The 17,109-nt window shown below is 67.9% G+C and carries 13 protein-coding genes; 3 read left to right on the top strand and 10 right to left on the bottom strand.

Going from position 1 to position 17,109, the window contains the following annotated elements; genetic code table 11:
- Positions 1-7: 7 nt before the first annotated feature.
- Genes GE300_RS00150 through GE300_RS00140 form a run of 3 tightly spaced genes read left to right on the top strand, consistent with a single transcriptional unit; the run spans position 8 to position 3,565 of the window.
- The gene (locus tag GE300_RS00150) at positions 8-1,540 is read left to right on the top strand and encodes a sulfatase (RefSeq protein ID WP_154443725.1); all 1,533 of its coding nucleotides are present in this window, start codon (positions 8-10) and stop codon (positions 1,538-1,540) included.
- Positions 1,537-2,541 (top strand): DUF4432 family protein, encoded by a 1,005-nt coding sequence (locus GE300_RS00145; protein ID WP_154443723.1) that lies wholly within the window; start codon positions 1,537-1,539, stop codon positions 2,539-2,541. Before GE300_RS00150 ends, GE300_RS00145 begins: the two co-directional genes overlap by 4 nt.
- Positions 2,519-3,565 (top strand): ABC transporter ATP-binding protein, encoded by a 1,047-nt coding sequence (locus GE300_RS00140; RefSeq protein WP_154443721.1) that lies wholly within the window; start codon positions 2,519-2,521, stop codon positions 3,563-3,565. The genes GE300_RS00145 and GE300_RS00140 overlap by 23 nt, the downstream gene beginning before the upstream one ends.
- A gap of 156 nt (positions 3,566-3,721) precedes the next feature.
- Here GE300_RS00140 and GE300_RS00135 read toward each other — a convergent pair whose 3' ends face one another.
- The 10 genes from GE300_RS00135 to GE300_RS00090 all read right to left on the bottom strand — a co-directional run bounded on the left by GE300_RS00135 (position 3,722) and on the right by GE300_RS00090 (position 16,991).
- Complete coding sequence (locus tag GE300_RS00135) at positions 3,722-4,576, bottom strand: universal stress protein (RefSeq protein ID WP_154443719.1); 855 nt, start codon at positions 4,574-4,576, stop codon at positions 3,722-3,724.
- A 9-nt stretch (positions 4,577-4,585) separates the two neighbouring features.
- Complete coding sequence (locus GE300_RS00130; RefSeq protein ID WP_154443717.1) at positions 4,586-6,070, bottom strand: SulP family inorganic anion transporter; 1,485 nt, start codon at positions 6,068-6,070, stop codon at positions 4,586-4,588.
- Positions 6,071-6,265: 195 nt separating this feature from the next.
- Positions 6,266-8,116: a DUF2264 domain-containing protein gene (locus GE300_RS00125; RefSeq protein WP_154443715.1), complete on the bottom strand. Its 1,851-nt coding sequence runs from the start codon at positions 8,114-8,116 to the stop codon at positions 6,266-6,268.
- Between the two features lie 43 nt (positions 8,117-8,159).
- Positions 8,160-9,842 (bottom strand): ABC transporter ATP-binding protein, encoded by a 1,683-nt coding sequence (locus GE300_RS00120; protein ID WP_154443713.1) that lies wholly within the window; start codon positions 9,840-9,842, stop codon positions 8,160-8,162.
- Positions 9,843-9,850: 8 nt separating this feature from the next.
- Positions 9,851-11,002, bottom strand: coding sequence for an ABC transporter permease (locus tag GE300_RS00115; protein WP_233416676.1), 1,152 nt, complete (start codon positions 11,000-11,002; stop codon positions 9,851-9,853).
- Positions 11,003-11,016: 14 nt separating this feature from the next.
- Positions 11,017-12,009, bottom strand: coding sequence for an ABC transporter permease (locus tag GE300_RS00110; RefSeq protein ID WP_154443709.1), 993 nt, complete (start codon positions 12,007-12,009; stop codon positions 11,017-11,019).
- Positions 12,010-12,075: 66 nt separating this feature from the next.
- Positions 12,076-13,968: an ABC transporter substrate-binding protein gene (locus GE300_RS00105; RefSeq protein WP_154443707.1), complete on the bottom strand. Its 1,893-nt coding sequence runs from the start codon at positions 13,966-13,968 to the stop codon at positions 12,076-12,078.
- A 1-nt stretch (position 13,969) separates the two neighbouring features.
- Positions 13,970-14,779 carry a sugar phosphate isomerase/epimerase family protein gene (locus tag GE300_RS00100; RefSeq protein ID WP_154443705.1) on the bottom strand — a complete coding sequence of 270 codons (810 nt, stop codon included), beginning with the start codon at positions 14,777-14,779 and terminating at the stop codon, positions 13,970-13,972.
- Positions 14,776-15,780, bottom strand: a complete 1,005-nt coding sequence (locus tag GE300_RS00095; protein ID WP_154443703.1) for a hydroxyacid dehydrogenase — start codon at positions 15,778-15,780, stop codon at positions 14,776-14,778. The genes GE300_RS00100 and GE300_RS00095 overlap by 4 nt, the downstream gene beginning before the upstream one ends.
- A 170-nt stretch (positions 15,781-15,950) precedes the next feature.
- The gene (locus GE300_RS00090) at positions 15,951-16,991 is read right to left on the bottom strand and encodes a LacI family DNA-binding transcriptional regulator (RefSeq protein ID WP_154443701.1); all 1,041 of its coding nucleotides are present in this window, start codon (positions 16,989-16,991) and stop codon (positions 15,951-15,953) included.
- Positions 16,992-17,109: the final 118 nt, after the last annotated feature.

Here is a 17,109-nt window from a genome sequence, read left to right as displayed (position 1 = left end):
ACCCGACATGAAAACCGTTCTGATCCTTTTCGACTCGCTCAACCGTCACGTTCTCGGTCCCTATGGAGGGACCGCCGTTCCAACGCCGAATTTCGATCGCCTCGCGGCGCGTAGCGCCACGTTCGAGCAGCATCATGTCGGCTCCATGCCCTGCATGCCCGCGCGGCGCGACCTGCTGACCGGACGGATGTCTTTCCTTCACCGCAGCTGGGGCCCGGTCGAGCCGTTCGACGTCACCTTTCCCGAGGTGCTGAGCCGGGAGAAAGGCGTCTACAGCCATTTCGTCACCGATCATTTCCATTACTGGGAGGATGGGGGCGCCACCTATCACAATCGATACGACAGCTACGAGTTCTTCCGTGGCCAGGAAGGAGATCGCTGGCAGGGAGTCGTCGCGCCCGACTGGGCCCGACTGGACGCGACCTACGACGCCAGCCAGGTTTCACGGACGGCGAGAAGCTACAAGCGGCACAATGTCGTCAACCGTGACCACATCCGCGACGAGACGGATCATCCAACGTTCAAGGTCTTCGAGGCCGGTGTCGATTTCATCGAGCGGAACCGGACTGCGGACAACTGGTTCCTTCAGATCGAGACATTTGCACCACACGAGCCCTTCGTGGCGCCCGAACGGTTCCGGGACGCTTTCTCCACCGGCAGGGAAGGGCGGGTGCTGGACTGGCCGGACTATGGACCCAGCGATCGGCCCGAAGCGGATCAGGCCGAATTGCGCGCGAACTACCACGCCGCCGTCGCCATGTGCGACGAGATGCTCGGCCGGGTCCTGGACATCTTCGACCGGGACGATCTGTGGAAGGACACCGCGCTGATCGTGACCACGGATCACGGCTTTCTGCTGGGCGAGCACGATCTGTGGGCCAAGAACCGGATGACGCTCTACAAGGAAATCGCGAACATTCCGCTGTTCATCCATGACCCCCGCCAGCCGGGCGCGACCGGTATGCGGGTGGACGGGCTCAGCCAGACGCCGGACCTGGGGGCGACGATCCTCGACCTGCACGATGCGCGGCCGCCGGCGCGCATGTGTGCTCCGTCGCTTCTGCCCATGCTGGCCGGGGCGCCTTCGCCGCACGAAGCGGTCATCTTCGGGTATTTCGGCGGCGCGGTGAACGTCACCGACGGGCGCTACAGCTATCACCGTTACCCGCCCGACCTCGATACCCAGGAAGTGTACCAGTACACGCTCATGCCGACGCATATCTTCGACTTCTTCCACGAAGAGGAACTCGCGGCTGCCGAGCTCTCGGCCCCTTCCGCGTTCAGCGGGAACATGCCGGTGCTGCGGGTTCCTGTCAGCCGGAAGTCGGTCATGTACGACACATACGGCCCGGGCTGCCTGATCGAGAACGACACGCGGCTCTACGATCTTGAGGAGGATCCGGGGCAGGAGCGCAAGCTGGAGGCATCCGTAATCGAGGCGCGCATGCTGGAGCAGATGGCGCGTCTGATGGTCGGGCTGGATGCGCCCGCCGAGGCGTTCAGCCGTATCGGCCTGAGGCCCGGCGGCCGACTCGAATGACCCCGCCGCTGCCGAGGCCAGCCCGCGCCTTCCTGCGCGATCTGACGCCGGACCTGAGGCAACTCGCGTCCGTCCGCCGGGTGGTCCTGGACGATGGCCCCGAGCGCGGGGTTCGGGCGCTTGTGTTCAGTACCGGCGGCGGTCTGGATTTCTGGGTTCTGTCGGACCGCAGCCTCGACATCGGGCAGCTCAGCTGGCGGGGCACGCCATTGGCGTGGCAGCATCCGGCCGGGTTCGTGTCGCCCGCGCTTCACAACGCGCAGGCCGATAGCGGAACCGGCATTCAGCGAAGCCTCTCGGGTTTTCTTGTGACCTGCGGGTTGGAGAACGCCCGCCAGCCCCGGGCAGGGTATCCGCTCCATGGCAGCCTGCCCTTGACCCCGACGCGCGTGACCGCTTGCGGCGAGGACTGGCAGCGCCCGCGACCGGTGCTGTTCGTCGAAGGCGAGGCCGTCTCCGCGCATCTCGGCGGTGCCTGTTTCAGGCTGACCCGCCGCATCGAAGCGCCGATAGCCGGAAACAGCCTGACACTGGAGGACAGGGTCGAGAACATCGGGCCGGAACCTGCCGAATTGATGGTGCTCTATCACCTCAATTTCGGCTTTCCGCTGGTTGCCCCCGATACGCGCGTGGATCTGGAGGGACGGGCCGTTACGTCGCCTAGCAAGGAGCAGCCGGAGGCGCTCATGCAATGTGTCCGTGTGGACGGCGCACCGACCTTCGATGCTTCCGTCAGTCGACCGGCCGCGGGCGGCTGGCCCGGCATTTCGGTTCGCATCGAAGGCGATACCGCGCCCTTGCCGTATGTGCAGGTCTGGCGCGACCCGCGTCCCCGGCGAAACATCCTCGCGATCGAGCCGTCGAATTGCGCCCGACTGGCAGATGGAACCAGCGGCACCGGAATGTTGCTGAAGCCGGGTGACAGCTGGGCCTCCCGCCTGCGGTTCACATTCTCACCCGATGCACAAGGAGCCAAGGATGGCCACGGTCCAGCTGAGTAACCTGTCGAAGAGCTTCGGCAAGGTCGATGTGATCGAGGATGTCTCGATCGATGTCGCGGATGGCGAGTTCGTCGTTCTGATCGGCCCCTCTGGCTGTGGCAAGTCGACCCTTCTGCGCATGATCGCGGGGCTCGAGACGATTTCGTCGGGCGAGTTGAAGATCGGCGGCGCCCCGATGAACGACGTTCCGCCAAGGGACCGGGGAATCTCGATGGTGTTCCAGAGCTACGCCCTGTATCCGCACATGAACAGCGCACAGAACATGTCGTTCTCGCTGCGTCTCGCAGGCGAGCCCGAAGCGGACCGGCGGACCAAGGTGGCGCGGGCGGCGGATATCCTGGGGCTCGACGGATACCTGGACCGGCTGCCGCGTCAGCTTTCGGGCGGTCAGCGTCAGCGTGTGGCCATGGGGCGGGCGATTGTCCGCAAGCCCGAGGTGTTCCTGTTCGACGAACCGCTTTCGAACCTGGATGCGAAGCTGCGGGTGAAGATGCGCGCCGAACTGAAAGAGCTGCATCAGAAGCTTCGGACCACCACGATCTACGTCACCCACGACCAGGTGGAGGCGATGACCCTTGCCGACCGGATCGTCGTGCTGCGCGACGGGCGGATCGAGCAGGTGGGAACGCCGCTCGAGCTTTATGACAACCCCGCCAACGCGTTCGTCGGCGCTTTCCTGGGGTCACCGACGATGAATTTGCTGGATCTTGAGGTGTCGCCGGAAAATGCCACGGAACTGCGTTTCTCCGACGGCGAGGCGATCCGGATTCCCGCTCCGCTCACCCCGGGCAGGAAAACCATAGGTATTCGTCCGGAGAACATGACGCTTTGCCCGGAGCAACAGGCCGGTGCCTTCAGGGCCGAAGTCGTGGTCGTCGAACCTACGGGCGCGCTTACGGAACTCGTGGTGCGAAAGGCGGGACATGACATCACGATCCTGTCGCCAGAGCGCCTGTCCGCCAAGGCCGGTGACCTGCTGTGGGTGAAGCCTGATCCGGAGCATGTCCACGTGTTCGACACCTAGGATCGTCAGTGCAAACGGGGTTACCCGAACCAGCGCCGTCGCAGGATGCACCGGCCGCGCCCGCGGACGGGCGCCGCGCCGGGGGCGGGCGCGGCCTCCGGCGGGGATACTGGCCGGAAAGTGGAAGCCGGGGCGCCCGGCGGGCCCGGCGGGCGGTCAGTGCAGCAGCAGCAGTGGCACCTTGCAGGCGCGGATCATCTCGGTCGTGGTCGAGCCGACGAACAGATGGTGCAGCCGGCCCTGGCCGTAGGCGCCCATCACCACCATGTCGAAGCCCTCGTCCTCGACCAGCGGGCCGAGCACGGCGGCGGGCTCGCCAGGCAGCAGCGCGGTGTCGGCGGTAAGCCCGGCCGCGGCCAGCGCCGCCCTGGCGTCGGCCAGGCCGCGTTCGGCGGCGGCGCCGGACTTGCCGACGGTGACGATGCGGATCTCGAGGTCCGCGAACAGCCTGCTGCGCGAGACGTGGTCGATCGCCTTCATCGCCGCCGGACCGCCGTCATAGGCGATCAGCACGCGGTTGATCGGCTTGAAGGCGCGGTTGGCGACGAACAGCGGCTTGCGGGTGGCGCGCACCACCCGTTCGAGGTTGGAGCCGAGGTGGCCCCTGGCGAAATCCGCCGCCTCGCCGCGCTTGCCGATCAGCACCATCGCGGCCTGCGGTTCGAGATCGGCGAGGGTCTCCAGCAGGTCGCCGTGGCGCAGGTTGACCGAGGCGCGCTCGACCCCGGCCTCGGCCAGGATGGCGCGGGCATCGTCGAGGATCATGCGGCCGCGGCGGGTCACCAGCTGGGCGCGCTGCTCGTCGAGGCGGGACAGCTCCTCGAGCAGCGCGGTGCGGGCGCCAAGGCTGATCGAGCCGGACAGGTCGGTCCGCCCGCCGGTCTCGCGCCGGCCGAGGACGTGGACCAGTTCCACTGCAAGGCCGGTGCGGCCGGCGATCCAGGCGGCGTGCTCGCAGACGCTGCGCGCATAGTCGGAGCCGTCGATCAGCGCCATCATCTTGTCGGTCATCATGCTCTCCTAGTGCGCCAGCAGCTTGTCCATCGCGCCGGGCTTGTCGTGCTCGGCCAGACGGTCGACGATGGTTTCGGACGCCTCGTTCATGCCCTTCAGCTCGACCCTGGCGCCGTCCCGGCGGAACTTGAGCACGGCCATGTCCAGCGCCGCAACAGAAGAGATGTCCCAGATGTGGGCGCGGCTGACGTCGATGACCACGGTTTCGGCGGCTTCCCTGAAGTCGAACGCCTTCATGAAATCCTCGGCCGAGGCGAAGAACAGCTGGCCGATGATGGTGTAGGTGCGGGTGCGGCCGTCGTCCGACAGGCTGCTTTCCACGCGGAACAGCTGCGCGATCTTGCCGGCGAAGAAGATCCCCGACAGCAGCACGCCGGTCAGCACGCCGATCGCCAGGTTGTGGGTGTAGACGGTCACGATCACCGTCGCCAGCATCACCACCGACGAGGATTTCGGATGCGTCTGCAGCGTCTTGATCGACGACCACGAGAACGTCCCGATCGAGACCATGATCATGATCGCCACCAGCGCCGGCATCGGGATTTGCGCCACCAGATCGCCCAGCACCACCACCAGGAACAGCAGCACGGTGCCGGCGGTGAACGACGACAGCCGACCCCGGCCGCCGGATTTCACGTTGATCATCGACTGGCCGATCATCGCGCAGCCCGCCATGCCGCCGATGAAGCCGGTGCCGAGGTTCGCAAGCCCCTGGCCGATGCACTCCTGGTTGCGGTCCGAGGTGGTGTCGGTCAGATCGTCGATCAGGTTCTGCGTCATCAGGCTTTCCAGCAGGCCGACGACCGCCACCGCCACCGCGTAGGGAAAGATGATCTGCAGCGTCTCGAAGGTCAGCGGGATGTCGGGGATCAGGAACACCGGCAGCGTGTCGGGCAGCGCGCCCATGTCGCCCACGGTGCGCACGTCCAGCCCGAACGCCATCGCCGCTGCGGTCAGCACGATGATCGCCACCAGCGGCGAGGGGATCGCGCGGGTGAGATAGGGGAACAGGTAGATGATCGCCAGCGCGGTTGCGGTCAGCGGATAGGTCAGCCACGGCACGCCGATCAGTTCCGGCAGCTGCGCCATGAAGATTAGAATCGCCAGCGCATTGACGAAGCCGGTCATCACCGAGCGCGAGACGAAGCGCATCACCCGGCCCAGCTTCAGGAACCCCGCGCCGATCTGCAGCAGCCCGGCCAGCACCGTCGTCGCCAGCAGGTATTGCAGCCCGTGGTCCTTGACCAGCGTCACCATCAGCACCGCCGTCGCCGCCGTCGCCGCCGAGATCATGCCGGGCCGCCCGCCGGTGATCGCGGTGATCACCGCGATCGAGAACGAGGCGTAGAGCCCGACCTTCGGATCGACCCCGGCGATCAGCGAGAACGCGATCGCCTCGGGGATCAGGGCAAGCGCGACGACGAGGCCCGACAGCAGGTCGGGGCGGATGTTGCCGAACCATTGGTCGCGATAGGCAAGCAGTGAAAACATGGCGATCCCGTTCCTGCGCCGGCGAATGGGCGCGCGTGCGTGATGGTCTGTCGGGATGGGGCGGCGATGCGGGCATGCGCCCGGCGTGCCGCAAGGGTACCCGGTCTCGGCGCTGCTATACTGCGATGCAGCATGAAAGCCAAGCTTGGGGAGGCGGCACCGCGCGCGGAGGATGGACGCGCGCGGCGCAGGCGCTCAGGCCAACCTGCGTTCGGCCTCGCGGAATTTCAGGCCGCGGACGCGCTCGGCCCCGTCGCGCGCGGCTTCCAGGTCCGCCGGGGTCGGGGCGTCCGGGATGGCGGCCAGCCATGCATCCGCGTCCGCCGGGCTGGTGCTGGCGGCGTAGGCCCCGATCAGCCAGGTCGTTCCGGGCTCCAGCGCGCCTTCCAGGTGCGGCACGTGGGTCTGCGGGAAGTAGAGCGAGCTGTTCGGGTGCACCTTCTCGCGCACCTTCGCCGTGCGCCGCCGGGGCGACAGGTCGGCGGCCAGGCTGGCGTGGGCGGCGGTGACCGCCTCGGCCACGGTCGGCCGGCTGCCCTGGCGCGCCAGCCCCGCGTCAGTGCGCTCGATGGCGAAACCGCCTTCGGTCGTCAGCAGCGGGCGGGCGGTGGTCACCTTGTGCGCGCGGATGTGCCAGGGCGCGCGGGCGATCAGCCAGGTCTCGACGGTGATGTCGTCGTCGGGCTTCCATTCCGACCACAGGAAGTCGTCGCCGATCTGCGCCTCGGCGAACTCGCAGCGGGTGAAGAACTCGGCGCCGTCGCGGGACAGCGCCAGCATGTTGTCGAACGGGTTCACCTGAAAGCCGCGCCGGTCGGGGTCCATCGAGAAGCCGAAGGCGGTGGAATAGGCGAACTTGCCGTATTTCTCGGCGCCGCCGCGCAGCGGCATCCGCATCTCGTTGCACGACGACAGCATCACCCGGTTGCCGCCCGCCTGAAAGCCCAGCATCCCGGCGACCGGAGAGCGCATCAGCGCGCCCGTTTCGACCTTGTCTTCCTCGTCGGCCTGCCAGAACGGGTGGCTTTCGGGCAGGGCGAGGGTCAGGTAGGCTTTCATCGCCCAGTAGGGCGAGCCGGGCGAGTTGTAGATCTCGCACATGTGCAGGTTGGGGTAGGCGTAGCCCACCGGCATCACCCCGTCGCGGTCGAAATAGTCCCGCCTGCCCCACCAGCGCATGTTGCGCGCCCACAGGCCCCTGATCTGGCCCCAGGGCAGCGCCTCGACGTCGGCGAAGGCAAGACCGGCCCAGAACGAGGCCTGCGCGAAGCGGTAGGTCATCGATCGGCCGAAGGCGAGCGATGCGCCCTCGGCGTCGAACCAGTGCTGGAATTCCTGCGCGAACTGCCGGGCGCGGTCGCGGAAGCGCTGGCAGCGGGCCTCGTCATCCTTGGCGAGCCTGGAATAGATCAGCCCGTAGAAGTGCATGGCGAACGGGATGTAGTGGTCGAAGCGGCGCGCCTCGCCATCGGCATACCAGCCTTCGTCGATATGGAAGGTTTCCAGTCGATTCAGCGCGTCGCGGCGCACGGTCAGGTCATGCTCGACGCCCACGGCCTCCAGCCCGAGGCTGCCGAAGACGTGGAAGAAGTGCCAGTTGTTGTCGGCGGTGGGCCGGGTCTGGCAGAATTTCAGCCAGTTGGCGACGTTTTCCTTCTGCGCGTCGGTCAGCGGATCCCACAGCTTTTCGCGGGCGAAGATCAGTCCGAAGCCGATGGCGGCGCTTTCCACGATGCGTTGGTCGCGGCCCTCGAACGTGCCCCAGTATTCCGGGTGCTCGGGGTCGGTGCCGTTGATGTAGCCCTCGCGGAACATGTCCCAGTCGCCGAAGGGCAGGCCGCCGGCGACCAGCGGCGCAAGGCCGAACAGCGGGCGCGAGAACCCTTCGAGTTCCGCCGAGATGCGGGTGAAATGGGCCGAGGGCAGGCCGAGGTCGACGCGGGCCTTGCCGGGGCTGAAATAGGGCTTGAGCGGCTGCCACAGCTGGACGGCCGAGCGGGCGAAATCGTCGCGCGTGCGAAGCGGGTTGTCCGCGAGCGGGTTCATGGAAGCTCCCTGGGGTTATTCTGCCGCGATCAGGCGGCGTCGTTTATTCTGCCGCGATCAGGCGGCGGTGGTCCGGGTCGGTGCCGGGGACGGCAGCGATCAGGTTGCGGGTGTAGTCGCGGGTGGGCTGCTGGCAGATGCGGGCGGCCCGGTCGATCTCGACCAGCTCGCCCTTGTGCATCACCGCGATGCGGTCGCAGAAATAGCGCACCACGCCCAGATCGTGCCCGACGAAGATGTAGCTGAGGCCAAGCTCGGTCTGCAGGTCGAACAGCAGGTCCAGGATCTGCGAGCGGATCGAGCCGTCGAGCGCCGAGGTCGCCTCGTCGGCGATGATCAGGCGCGGGTCCACGGCCAGCGAGCGGGCGATGGAAATGCGCTGCCGCTGCCCGCCCGAGAACGCGTGCGGATAGCGGGTCAGCATCGCCTGCGGCAGGCCCACGCGGTTCAGCAGGTACGCGGCCTTGTCGCGGATTTCCCTGCGCGGCAGGCGGCCTTCGAGGATCAGCGGCTCGGCGATGATCTGCTCGACCGTCATGCGCGGGTTGAGCGACGAGAACGGGTCCTGGAAGACCATGCGGATCTCGCGGTTCAGGCCTGCGCCGCGCAGCGCGCCCGGCTCCAGCAGGTCGAAGCTGCGACCGTCCTTGGACCGGTACATCGCGCTGCCGGCGTCGGCGTTCAGCAGGCCGACGAGGGCGCGGACCAGCGTGGTCTTGCCGGAGCCGGATTCGCCGACGATGCCAAGGTTCTCGCCCTCGTGCAGGGTGAAGGACACCTGCTTCAGCGCGTGGAATTCCTTGGTGCGGCGGCGGATGAAGCCGGTGGTCTTGCGGAAGGTCAGGTCCAGCTCGCGCACCTCGAGCAGCGGTTTCGGGGCGGCCGGGGGCAGGGTGCCGCCGCGGTCGTGATCGCGCGCGATCGAGAACCGCGACGAGGCGCCGATCAGGTGCCTGGTATAGGCCGCCTGCGGGTCGTGGAACACCTGCCGCGCGGGGCCGAGTTCCACCAGCCTGCCGTGGTACATCACCGCGACCCGGTCGGCGATTTCCGCGACCACGCCCATGTCGTGGGTGATGAAGATGACCGCCATGCCCAGTTCGGCCTGAAGGCGCTTGAGCAGCCGCAGGATTTCGGCCTGCGTGGTCACGTCCAGCGCGGTCGTCGGTTCGTCCGCGATCAGGATTTCCGGCTGGCAGGCCAGCGCCATCGCGATCATCGCGCGCTGGCGCATGCCGCCCGAGAACTCGAAACTGTACTTGTCGATGGCGGTCTCGGGGTCGGGGATCTGCACGCGGCGCAGGCTCTCGATCGCCTCGGCGCGGGCCGCGGCGTCGGTCATGTTGCGGTGCAGCAGGATCGTCTCGGTGATCTGGGCGCCGATGGTGTGGACCGGCGACAGGCTGCTCATCGGCTCCTGGAACACCATGCCGATCCGGTCGCCGCGGATCGCGCGCATGGCCTCGTCATTGTCGTCGAGCGCGGTGATGTCGACCGTGCCTTCGGGGCCGTTGAGCAGAATCTGCCCGCCGGTGATCCGCCCCGGGCGGCAGATCCGCATCAGCGCGCGGGCGGTGACGGACTTGCCCGAGCCGCTTTCGCCGACGACGCACAGCGTCTCGCCCTTGTGCAGATCGAAGCTGACGCCGTGCACGACGTCGGTGACATGGCTGCGGACCGAGAAGCCGACCGAGAGGTCGCTGACGTGCAGGACGGGTTGTTCCATGTCGGGCCTCACTGCGTATCGCCATAGGGATCGGCCGCGTCGCGCAGGCCGTCGCCGAGGAAGTTCATCGCCAGGATCGTCACCACGATGAAGGCGCCGGGGAACAGCAGCCAGGGCGCGTCGGCCAGCGCGCGCAGGTTCTGCGCCTCCTGCAGCAGCACCCCCCACGAGATCACCGGGCTTTGCAGGCCAAGGCCCAGGAAGCTGAGCGCCGTTTCGGCCAGGATCATGCCGGGGATCGCCAGCGTCGCGGTGGCGATGATGTGGCTGGTGAAGGCGGGCAGCATGTGCCGCCAGATGATCCGGAAGTCCCCCGCCCCGTCGAGGCGGGCGGCGGAAACGTAATCCTCGGATTTCAGCGACAGGAACCGGCTTCGGACCACGCGGGCCAGTTCCGTCCAGCCGATCAGCGACAGGATCAGGGTGATCGCGAAATAGTTCTGCAGCGCCGACCAGTCGCGGGGCAGGGCGGCGGCAAAGCCCATCCACAGCGGGATCGGCGGGATCGAGCGGATGAACTCGATGATCCGCTGGATCACGTTGTCGACCAGCCCGCCGTAGTAGCCCGAGACGCCGCCGATGATCACCCCCATCAGCAGGCTGATGACGATGCCGGCAAGTCCGATCGACAGCGTGATCCGCGCGCCGTAGATCAGCCGCGACAGCAGGTCCCGGCCCAGCCGGTCCGAGCCCATCAGGAACAGCACCTCGCGCCGGCCGTCGACGCCGATCAGGTGGCGGTCGATGGTGAACAGCCCCCACATCCGGGTCTCGTGGGTCCTGGGAAACAGGTGGATGTAGATCTTCTTGTCCGGGTCGGGCACGAAGCTGCGGCGCAGCGCGACCTGATCGACCTCGACCTTGTAGCCCAGCACATGCGGGCGGAACGCCCAGCCGCCATCCTCGTCCCGGTCGAACAGGCGGAATTCCTGCGGCGGAGCGTAGGTGTAGCGGGCGTTGACCTCGTGCGGGTCGTTCGGCGCCAGCACCTCGGCGAACAGCGCGACGAAGTAGAGCAGCCCGAGCACCACCAGCGAGACCATCGCCAGCTTGTGGCGGCGGAACGCGCGCCAGATCAGCTGCGCCTGCGTCTCGGTGCCCGAGACGGCGACGGGGGCGGGGGGCGCGAACTCGAAATCGGCGGTGTCGGTCCGGGTCATGTCCTGATCCCGGCTCATGTCGCCATACCGGTGCGGATGCGCGGATCGATCCAGGCCAGCAGCAGGTCCGAGACCAGCGTGCCGACCAGCGTCAGGATGCCCATGAACAGGATCAGCGCGCCGGCCAGGTGCATGTCCTGGGACAGCAGCGAGCGCAGCAGGATCGGCGACAGCGTCGGCAGGTTCAGCACGATGGCGGTAACGATCGAGCTGGAGATGATCGTCGGCAGCACCCAGCCGACGGTGGCGACCAGCGGGATCATCGCGACCCGCACCGGGTAGCGCATGATCAGCCGGCTTTCCTTCATGCCCTTGGCGCGGGCGGTGACGACATAGGGCTTGTTCAGCTCGTCCAGCAGGTTGGCGCGCAGCACGCGGATGATCGGCGCGGCGCCGCCGGTGGCGATGACCACCACCGGGATCCAGACATGGGACAGGAAATCGAGGATACGGCCCAGCGACCAGCGGGCGTTGGCGTACTCGGCCGAGAACAGACCCTCGACCGCGGTACCGGTGAACACATAGACGAGGTACATGATCAGCAGCGCCAGCAGGAAGTTCGGGACGGCAAGGCCGATGAAGCCGAACACGGTGGCGAACATGTCGCCGACCGAATAGCGGCGCACGGCGGAATAGATGCCGATGGGCACGGCGATGGCCCAGAGCACGGTGATCGCCAGCATCTCGACCAGAAGCGAGATGCCGATCCGGCTTTCGATGATCTCGGACACCGGCTTGGACAGGTTGAAGCTGTAGCCCAGATCGCCGACCAGCAGGTTCCGCAGCCATTTCAGGTACTGCACGACGAACGGCTGGTTCAGGCCATAGCGCTCGCGCAGCATCTCCTCCATCTGCCCGCCGGAACTGTCGCCGGCGGCGGCAAGTTCGGCGGCATAGGCCGAGATCACGTCGCCCGGCGGCAGCTGGATGATGAAGAAGCACACGAAGGACAGCATCAACGTCATGCCGATCATCGTCAGGATGCGGTTCGCGATGAACTGGAGCATGGGTCCCCCTGATGCCCTTTGGGCGGGGCGGCCCGTCGGTCGCGGGCCGCCCTCGGGTTTTCGGTCCTACTGGCGCTTGAACAGCAGCGAGGTGTTCATCGGGCCGGGGTTGGGATAGATCCAGGCATGCGGCTGGTTCTCGGGGATGTTGCCCATCGCGTTGGACGCGATCCCGTAGGAGCTTGGCGGCAACGAGACGCCGATGGTGTAGAACTGGTCCCTGGTGATCTCGAGCACCTGGCGGAACAGCTCGTCGCGCTCGGCCGGGTCGGCGGCCTCGTACATCTTCTTGTAGAGGTCCAGCTGCCGGGCCACTTCTTCGGGCGGATCCTGCCGGGTGGCGTTGTTGGGATCCTTCCAGTTCATCGCCCAGCGCAGCGCGAAGGCGCTTTCGTCGTGCATCGGCAGGTAGTAGCGGCTGTCGAGCATGGCGTCGCCCAGGCCGCCGTCGCCCTTCCAGACGTGGGCCATGTGCCGGTTGTTGTCCTTCTGCTCGTAGACATAGGACCGTTCGGCCTTGCGCACGTCCAGGTCGATGCCGATCTCCTCCCAGTGCAGGGCGACCAGTTCCAGGATGTCGAGGTAGGTGCCCAGATCGGTCGTCGTGTCGATCCGGATCGAGATCGGACGGCCGTCGGGCAGCAGGCGGATGCCGTCGCCGTTGCGCTCGGTCAGGCCGATGCCGTCCAGCATCCGGTTGGCCAGATCCGGGTCCCATTCGGTGTACTGCTTGGCCAGTTCCTCGTCGTAGAACGGCGACTCGGGGCGCGGCGCGGCCTGGTAGGGCTCGCCCAGCCCGGCGTAGACCACGTCGATGATCTCCTGCCGGTCGATGCCGTGGGACAGTGCGATGCGGAAGTCCTTGTTCTGGAACAGCTCGCGGAACCCGTCGTCGTCGTAGTTGAGGTTCAGCTGGATGATCGCGGTGTTCATGTCCGCGACGATCGTGTCGTAGATCTTGTAGTCGCCCTTCTTCTGGTTGTCGAAGAACACCGGCTTGTTGGCCACGTTGTCGATGTGACGGTTGGTGAAGTCGATCTCGCCGGCGATGCCCATCAGCACGATCGAGTTGGCGTCCTCGACCTGGGTCATCGACAGGGTGTCGATATAGGGCAGCTGGTTCCCGTCCTGGTCGACCTTGAAGTAGTAGGGGTTGCGCGCGAAGCTGACGGGGGTGTTGATGCCGTCATAGTCGACCTGCTGGATCCACGCGGCCAGCGTCGGGCGCTCGGCGTTGCGGTTCCGGCGCACGCCGCAGTTCAGCATCATCGCCTCGCCCCAGCCGGACAGGCCGGCGTCGGTCGCGTTCTTCTCGGCGTCGGGGTTGTAGTCGGGATGGAACTGCGAGCAGAACGCCTTTTGCATGTGCACGACCTGCGGCCCGGCGACCGAGGCCATCTGTTCGAGGAACAGCGAGTGCGGCACGGGCAGGTCGATCACCACCGTCTGCGCATCGGGGGCCGAGGCGGTGGCGCCCAGCAGTGCCGGCGGACGCTCGCCCGGAAAGCTGTCGCTGTTGATCACGTCGTTGATCGCGAACACCACGTCCTCGGCGGTGAACGGGGTGCCGTCCGACCACTTGTGACCCTCGCGCAGATGGAAGGTGAAGCGGGTGGCATCCTCGTTCACGTCCCAGGACTGGGCGATGTTGGGCACGACGCCGTCCCAGCCGAAGGTATAACTGACCAGCGGCTCGTAATTGGCCGAGCGCCGGATCCAGCCCTCGTCGTTGTTGCCCTTGAGCGTCGAGCGCCAGGTGCCGCCGTAGGTGCCGACCTCGGGCGCCTCCAATTGCAGCGGCTCGGCCGGCATCCGCTCCTCGGCCGGGGGCAGTTCGCCCGCGTCGACCCTGGCATCGAGCATGGGCGCCTGGGTGTAGCCGTTCGCCAGCGCCGGCGCGCCGGCGGCCAGCGCCAGCACGGCGGTGCTCAGGCAGAGCCGTCCAACATGTCTGGTCATCTTATCCTCCCACGGGGTTCTTGATCTTGGTGTCGGCCGTATCGTTCAGCAGGCCGATCAGGATTGCGGCATCTTCCCGGAACGCTTCGGGATCGTCGCCGCGGACGAATTCGAGAAAGGCGCAGCGCGGACCGGCCTCCGGCGCGGGCGTCGCGGCGGCGGCGGCCAGCCGCTCGGCCCAGAGCGCGCGGCCCTGCGCAAGGGGCAGCCGGTCGGCGTAGTCGCGCCAGTGAAAGACGTGCAGATGTGCCAGGTGCGGGGCCAGCTGCGCCAGCTCGCGGGCCATCGCGCCGCGGGTGCCGTCGCCGCGCGGCTGCCAGTAGGCGACCAGCGCGGGGTGATCGACCTCGGCCAGCAGGCGGGCGGCGCTTTCTGGCGTGTCGGTCAGGGTGTTGCGGTGGTATTCCAGCCCCAGCACCAGCCCGCGCCCGGCGGCGGCCTCGCAATGGCGGCGGAGGGTGGCGACGACGGCGGCGGCGCGGTCACCGGTCCGGTCGCTGCCCTGCCGGCCGGCCCAGACGCGCACGCAGCGCGCGCCCAGCTCGGCGGCGGCGTCGAGCGTCGGCGCCGGGTCCTCGGCCGGATCGTCGCAGCGCAGGTAGCTGCCGGCGGTGGGCGTGATCAGCCCGTGGTCCGCCGCCAGCGCGCGCAGCCGGCGCGCGGTCGCCGCATCGCCCGGCGGCAGGTGCCCGTCCATGCCCCATTCCACCGCGCGCAGCCCGGCCTCGGCGGCCAGCGCCGCGATCCGCGGCGGCGCCAGCTGGCGGAAGGTGACCGAGCACAGGCCGGGAAGGAACGCCGGCGCCGTCATGCGGCGGTGGCCCAGTTCGCCGGGCCGACCTCGTGCCGCAGGCGGCCTTCGGACAGGAACAGCGCGATTTCCGAGATCACGCTGTCGGTCATGCGGTGGATCTCGGTCCCCAGCGAGCCGGCGACATGCGGCGTCAGCCAGCAGTTGTCGAGCGCCAGGAACGGCGAGCCCTCGGGCAGCGGCTCCGGCTCGGTCACGTCGAGCACGGCGCTGATCCGCCCCGACCGCAGCTCGGCCAGCAGCGCGTCGTGGTCGACCAGCCCGCCGCGCGCGGTGTTGATCAGCAGCGCGCCGTCGGTCATCCGCGCCAGCTGCGCCGCGCCGATCATGTGCCGCGTCTCGGGCAGCAGCGGCGCGTTCACCGAAACGATGTCGGCGGCCATCACCGCGTCCAGGTCCGCGCGACGCGCGCCCAGCGCCGGGAACTCCGACGCCGCCAGCAGCGGGTCGTAGAGGGCGACGTCGAGGTCGAAGCTCTGCAAGAGTTGCATGAGCTTGCGGCCGACGCGCGAGGCGCCGATCACGCCGATGGTCTTGCCGATGTTGCCGATACGCTGGTACGGGGCCTCGCCGCGCGCGGCGAAACAGGCGGTGGACGCCTTGTAGGCGGCCTCGAACTGCGGCAGCCGCTTGTTCCAGCGCAGGATCCAGGACAGCGTGAACTCGGCCACCGGCACCGCGTTGGCGCAGGCGCTGTTGGTGGCGCGGATGCCCAGGTCGAACAGCGCCGGATCGACGATGGTGCGCAGCGTACCCGCGCCGTGCGCGATCAGCCGCAGCGCCGGCAGCGCGCGGGCGGCCGCGGCGTCGAGCAGCGGCGCGCCCCAGCCGGTGACGATCACCGCCACCTGCGCCGCCGCCGGATCGGCGGTCAGCGCGTCCAGCCCGGCGAAGCGCAGGACGTTGCCCGCCCCGGCCACCGACTCGAGCCGGGCCAGGTGCGCGGCGCTGATCTGCCGCTGGAAGGTGCCGTCGGGCATCAGGAGTGCAATTTTTGCCAAGCCGTCGAATCCTGTCGCGTCGTTGCCGCTTCAGCTAGCCGTTTTGGCAAGATATTTGCAATAGATAAAAATTGCAGACTGGGAAAAAAGTTGCTCGGGTCGAGCGCGATTGCTGTATGCACGCGGCGCACGGCGGCGGATCAGGCGGGGCCGGATCAGGCGGGGTCGGATCAGGCGGGGTCGGGCACGCGCTGCAGTCGCTGAACGCTTTCGCGCTCGATCAGCGTGCCGCCGACCTGCACGAACTGCACCGGGCGCTGCGGTTCGCGCAGGCGCTGGTGCAGCAGCTCGACCGTCTGCTCGCCCAGCGCGTCCCAGTCGATGCGGAAGGTGGTCAGCGGCGGTGTCGTCATCGACGCGATCGGCATGTCGTCGAAGCCGACCACCGACAGATCGTCCGGCACCGACAGCCCGGCGGCGCGGGTCGCCTCGAGCGCCCAGGCGGCGGCGCCGTCATTGAAGCAGAACAGCGCCGTGGCGTCGCCGCGCTCGGCCTTCAGCCAGGCGGTGAAACGCTCGAAGGTCTCTTCGTTCAGGCTGGAGCCGTCGTCGAACACGCCGACGATATGCCCGCCCTCGGCCTCGACGTGCTGGCGGAACCCGTCCAGTCGGCGCCGCAGCGTTGCGCGGCCGATTCCCTGCAGATACAGGAAGTCGCGGTGCCCCAGCCCGGTCAGGTGCCGGCCCATCAGCCGCGCCCCGCCGAAGTTCGCGGGAGCGATCGAGTCGATCCGGTAGTCCTGGTCGACGCCGTTCGAGACCACCGCCGGGATGCCCCGCGCGGCGATGTCGGCGGCGACCTCGGGGCTGGGCACGAGGCCGAGGAAGATGACCCCCGAACGCGGCCCGAAGCTGCCGTCCAGCGGCTGATCGTGCAGCGTGCGCGACCGGGTGATGCTGCTTTCGATGCGGGCGCAGACCGGCGCCGCGGCGGCGCGGATGCCGTTGATCATGCTGGCGTAGATCGACGAGCGGCTGTCGTTCAGCGCGCCGATCGAGGTGATCAGGGAGATGCGCTCGAACGCCTCGACCCGCGGCGCCTGGCGCACAGGATAGCCGATCTGCCGCGCGACCTGTTGCACCTGGTGCTTGATGTCGTCGTTGATTGCCGGCGAGTCCGCCAGCGCGCGGCTGACGGTGCTGACCGACACGCCAAGCGCGCTGGCGATATCGCTCTGACCGGGGCGGGTTTTCTTGCGCGTCTTCTGCATGCGTGCAGTCTAGCGGCTGGGCCGGAAAGTCCAACTGCAAAAATTGCACAGTTTGCAGAATGATGCCCGACGGGCGGGAGTCCGATCCCGCCCGCGGGCGCTGGGGTGGGCTGGCCGG

The sequence above is a fragment of the Halovulum marinum genome, from assembly GCF_009697225.1.
Classification (GTDB): domain Bacteria; phylum Pseudomonadota; class Alphaproteobacteria; order Rhodobacterales; family Rhodobacteraceae; genus Halovulum; species Halovulum marinum.
This window is presented reverse-complemented; position numbering and strand designations above follow the sequence as displayed.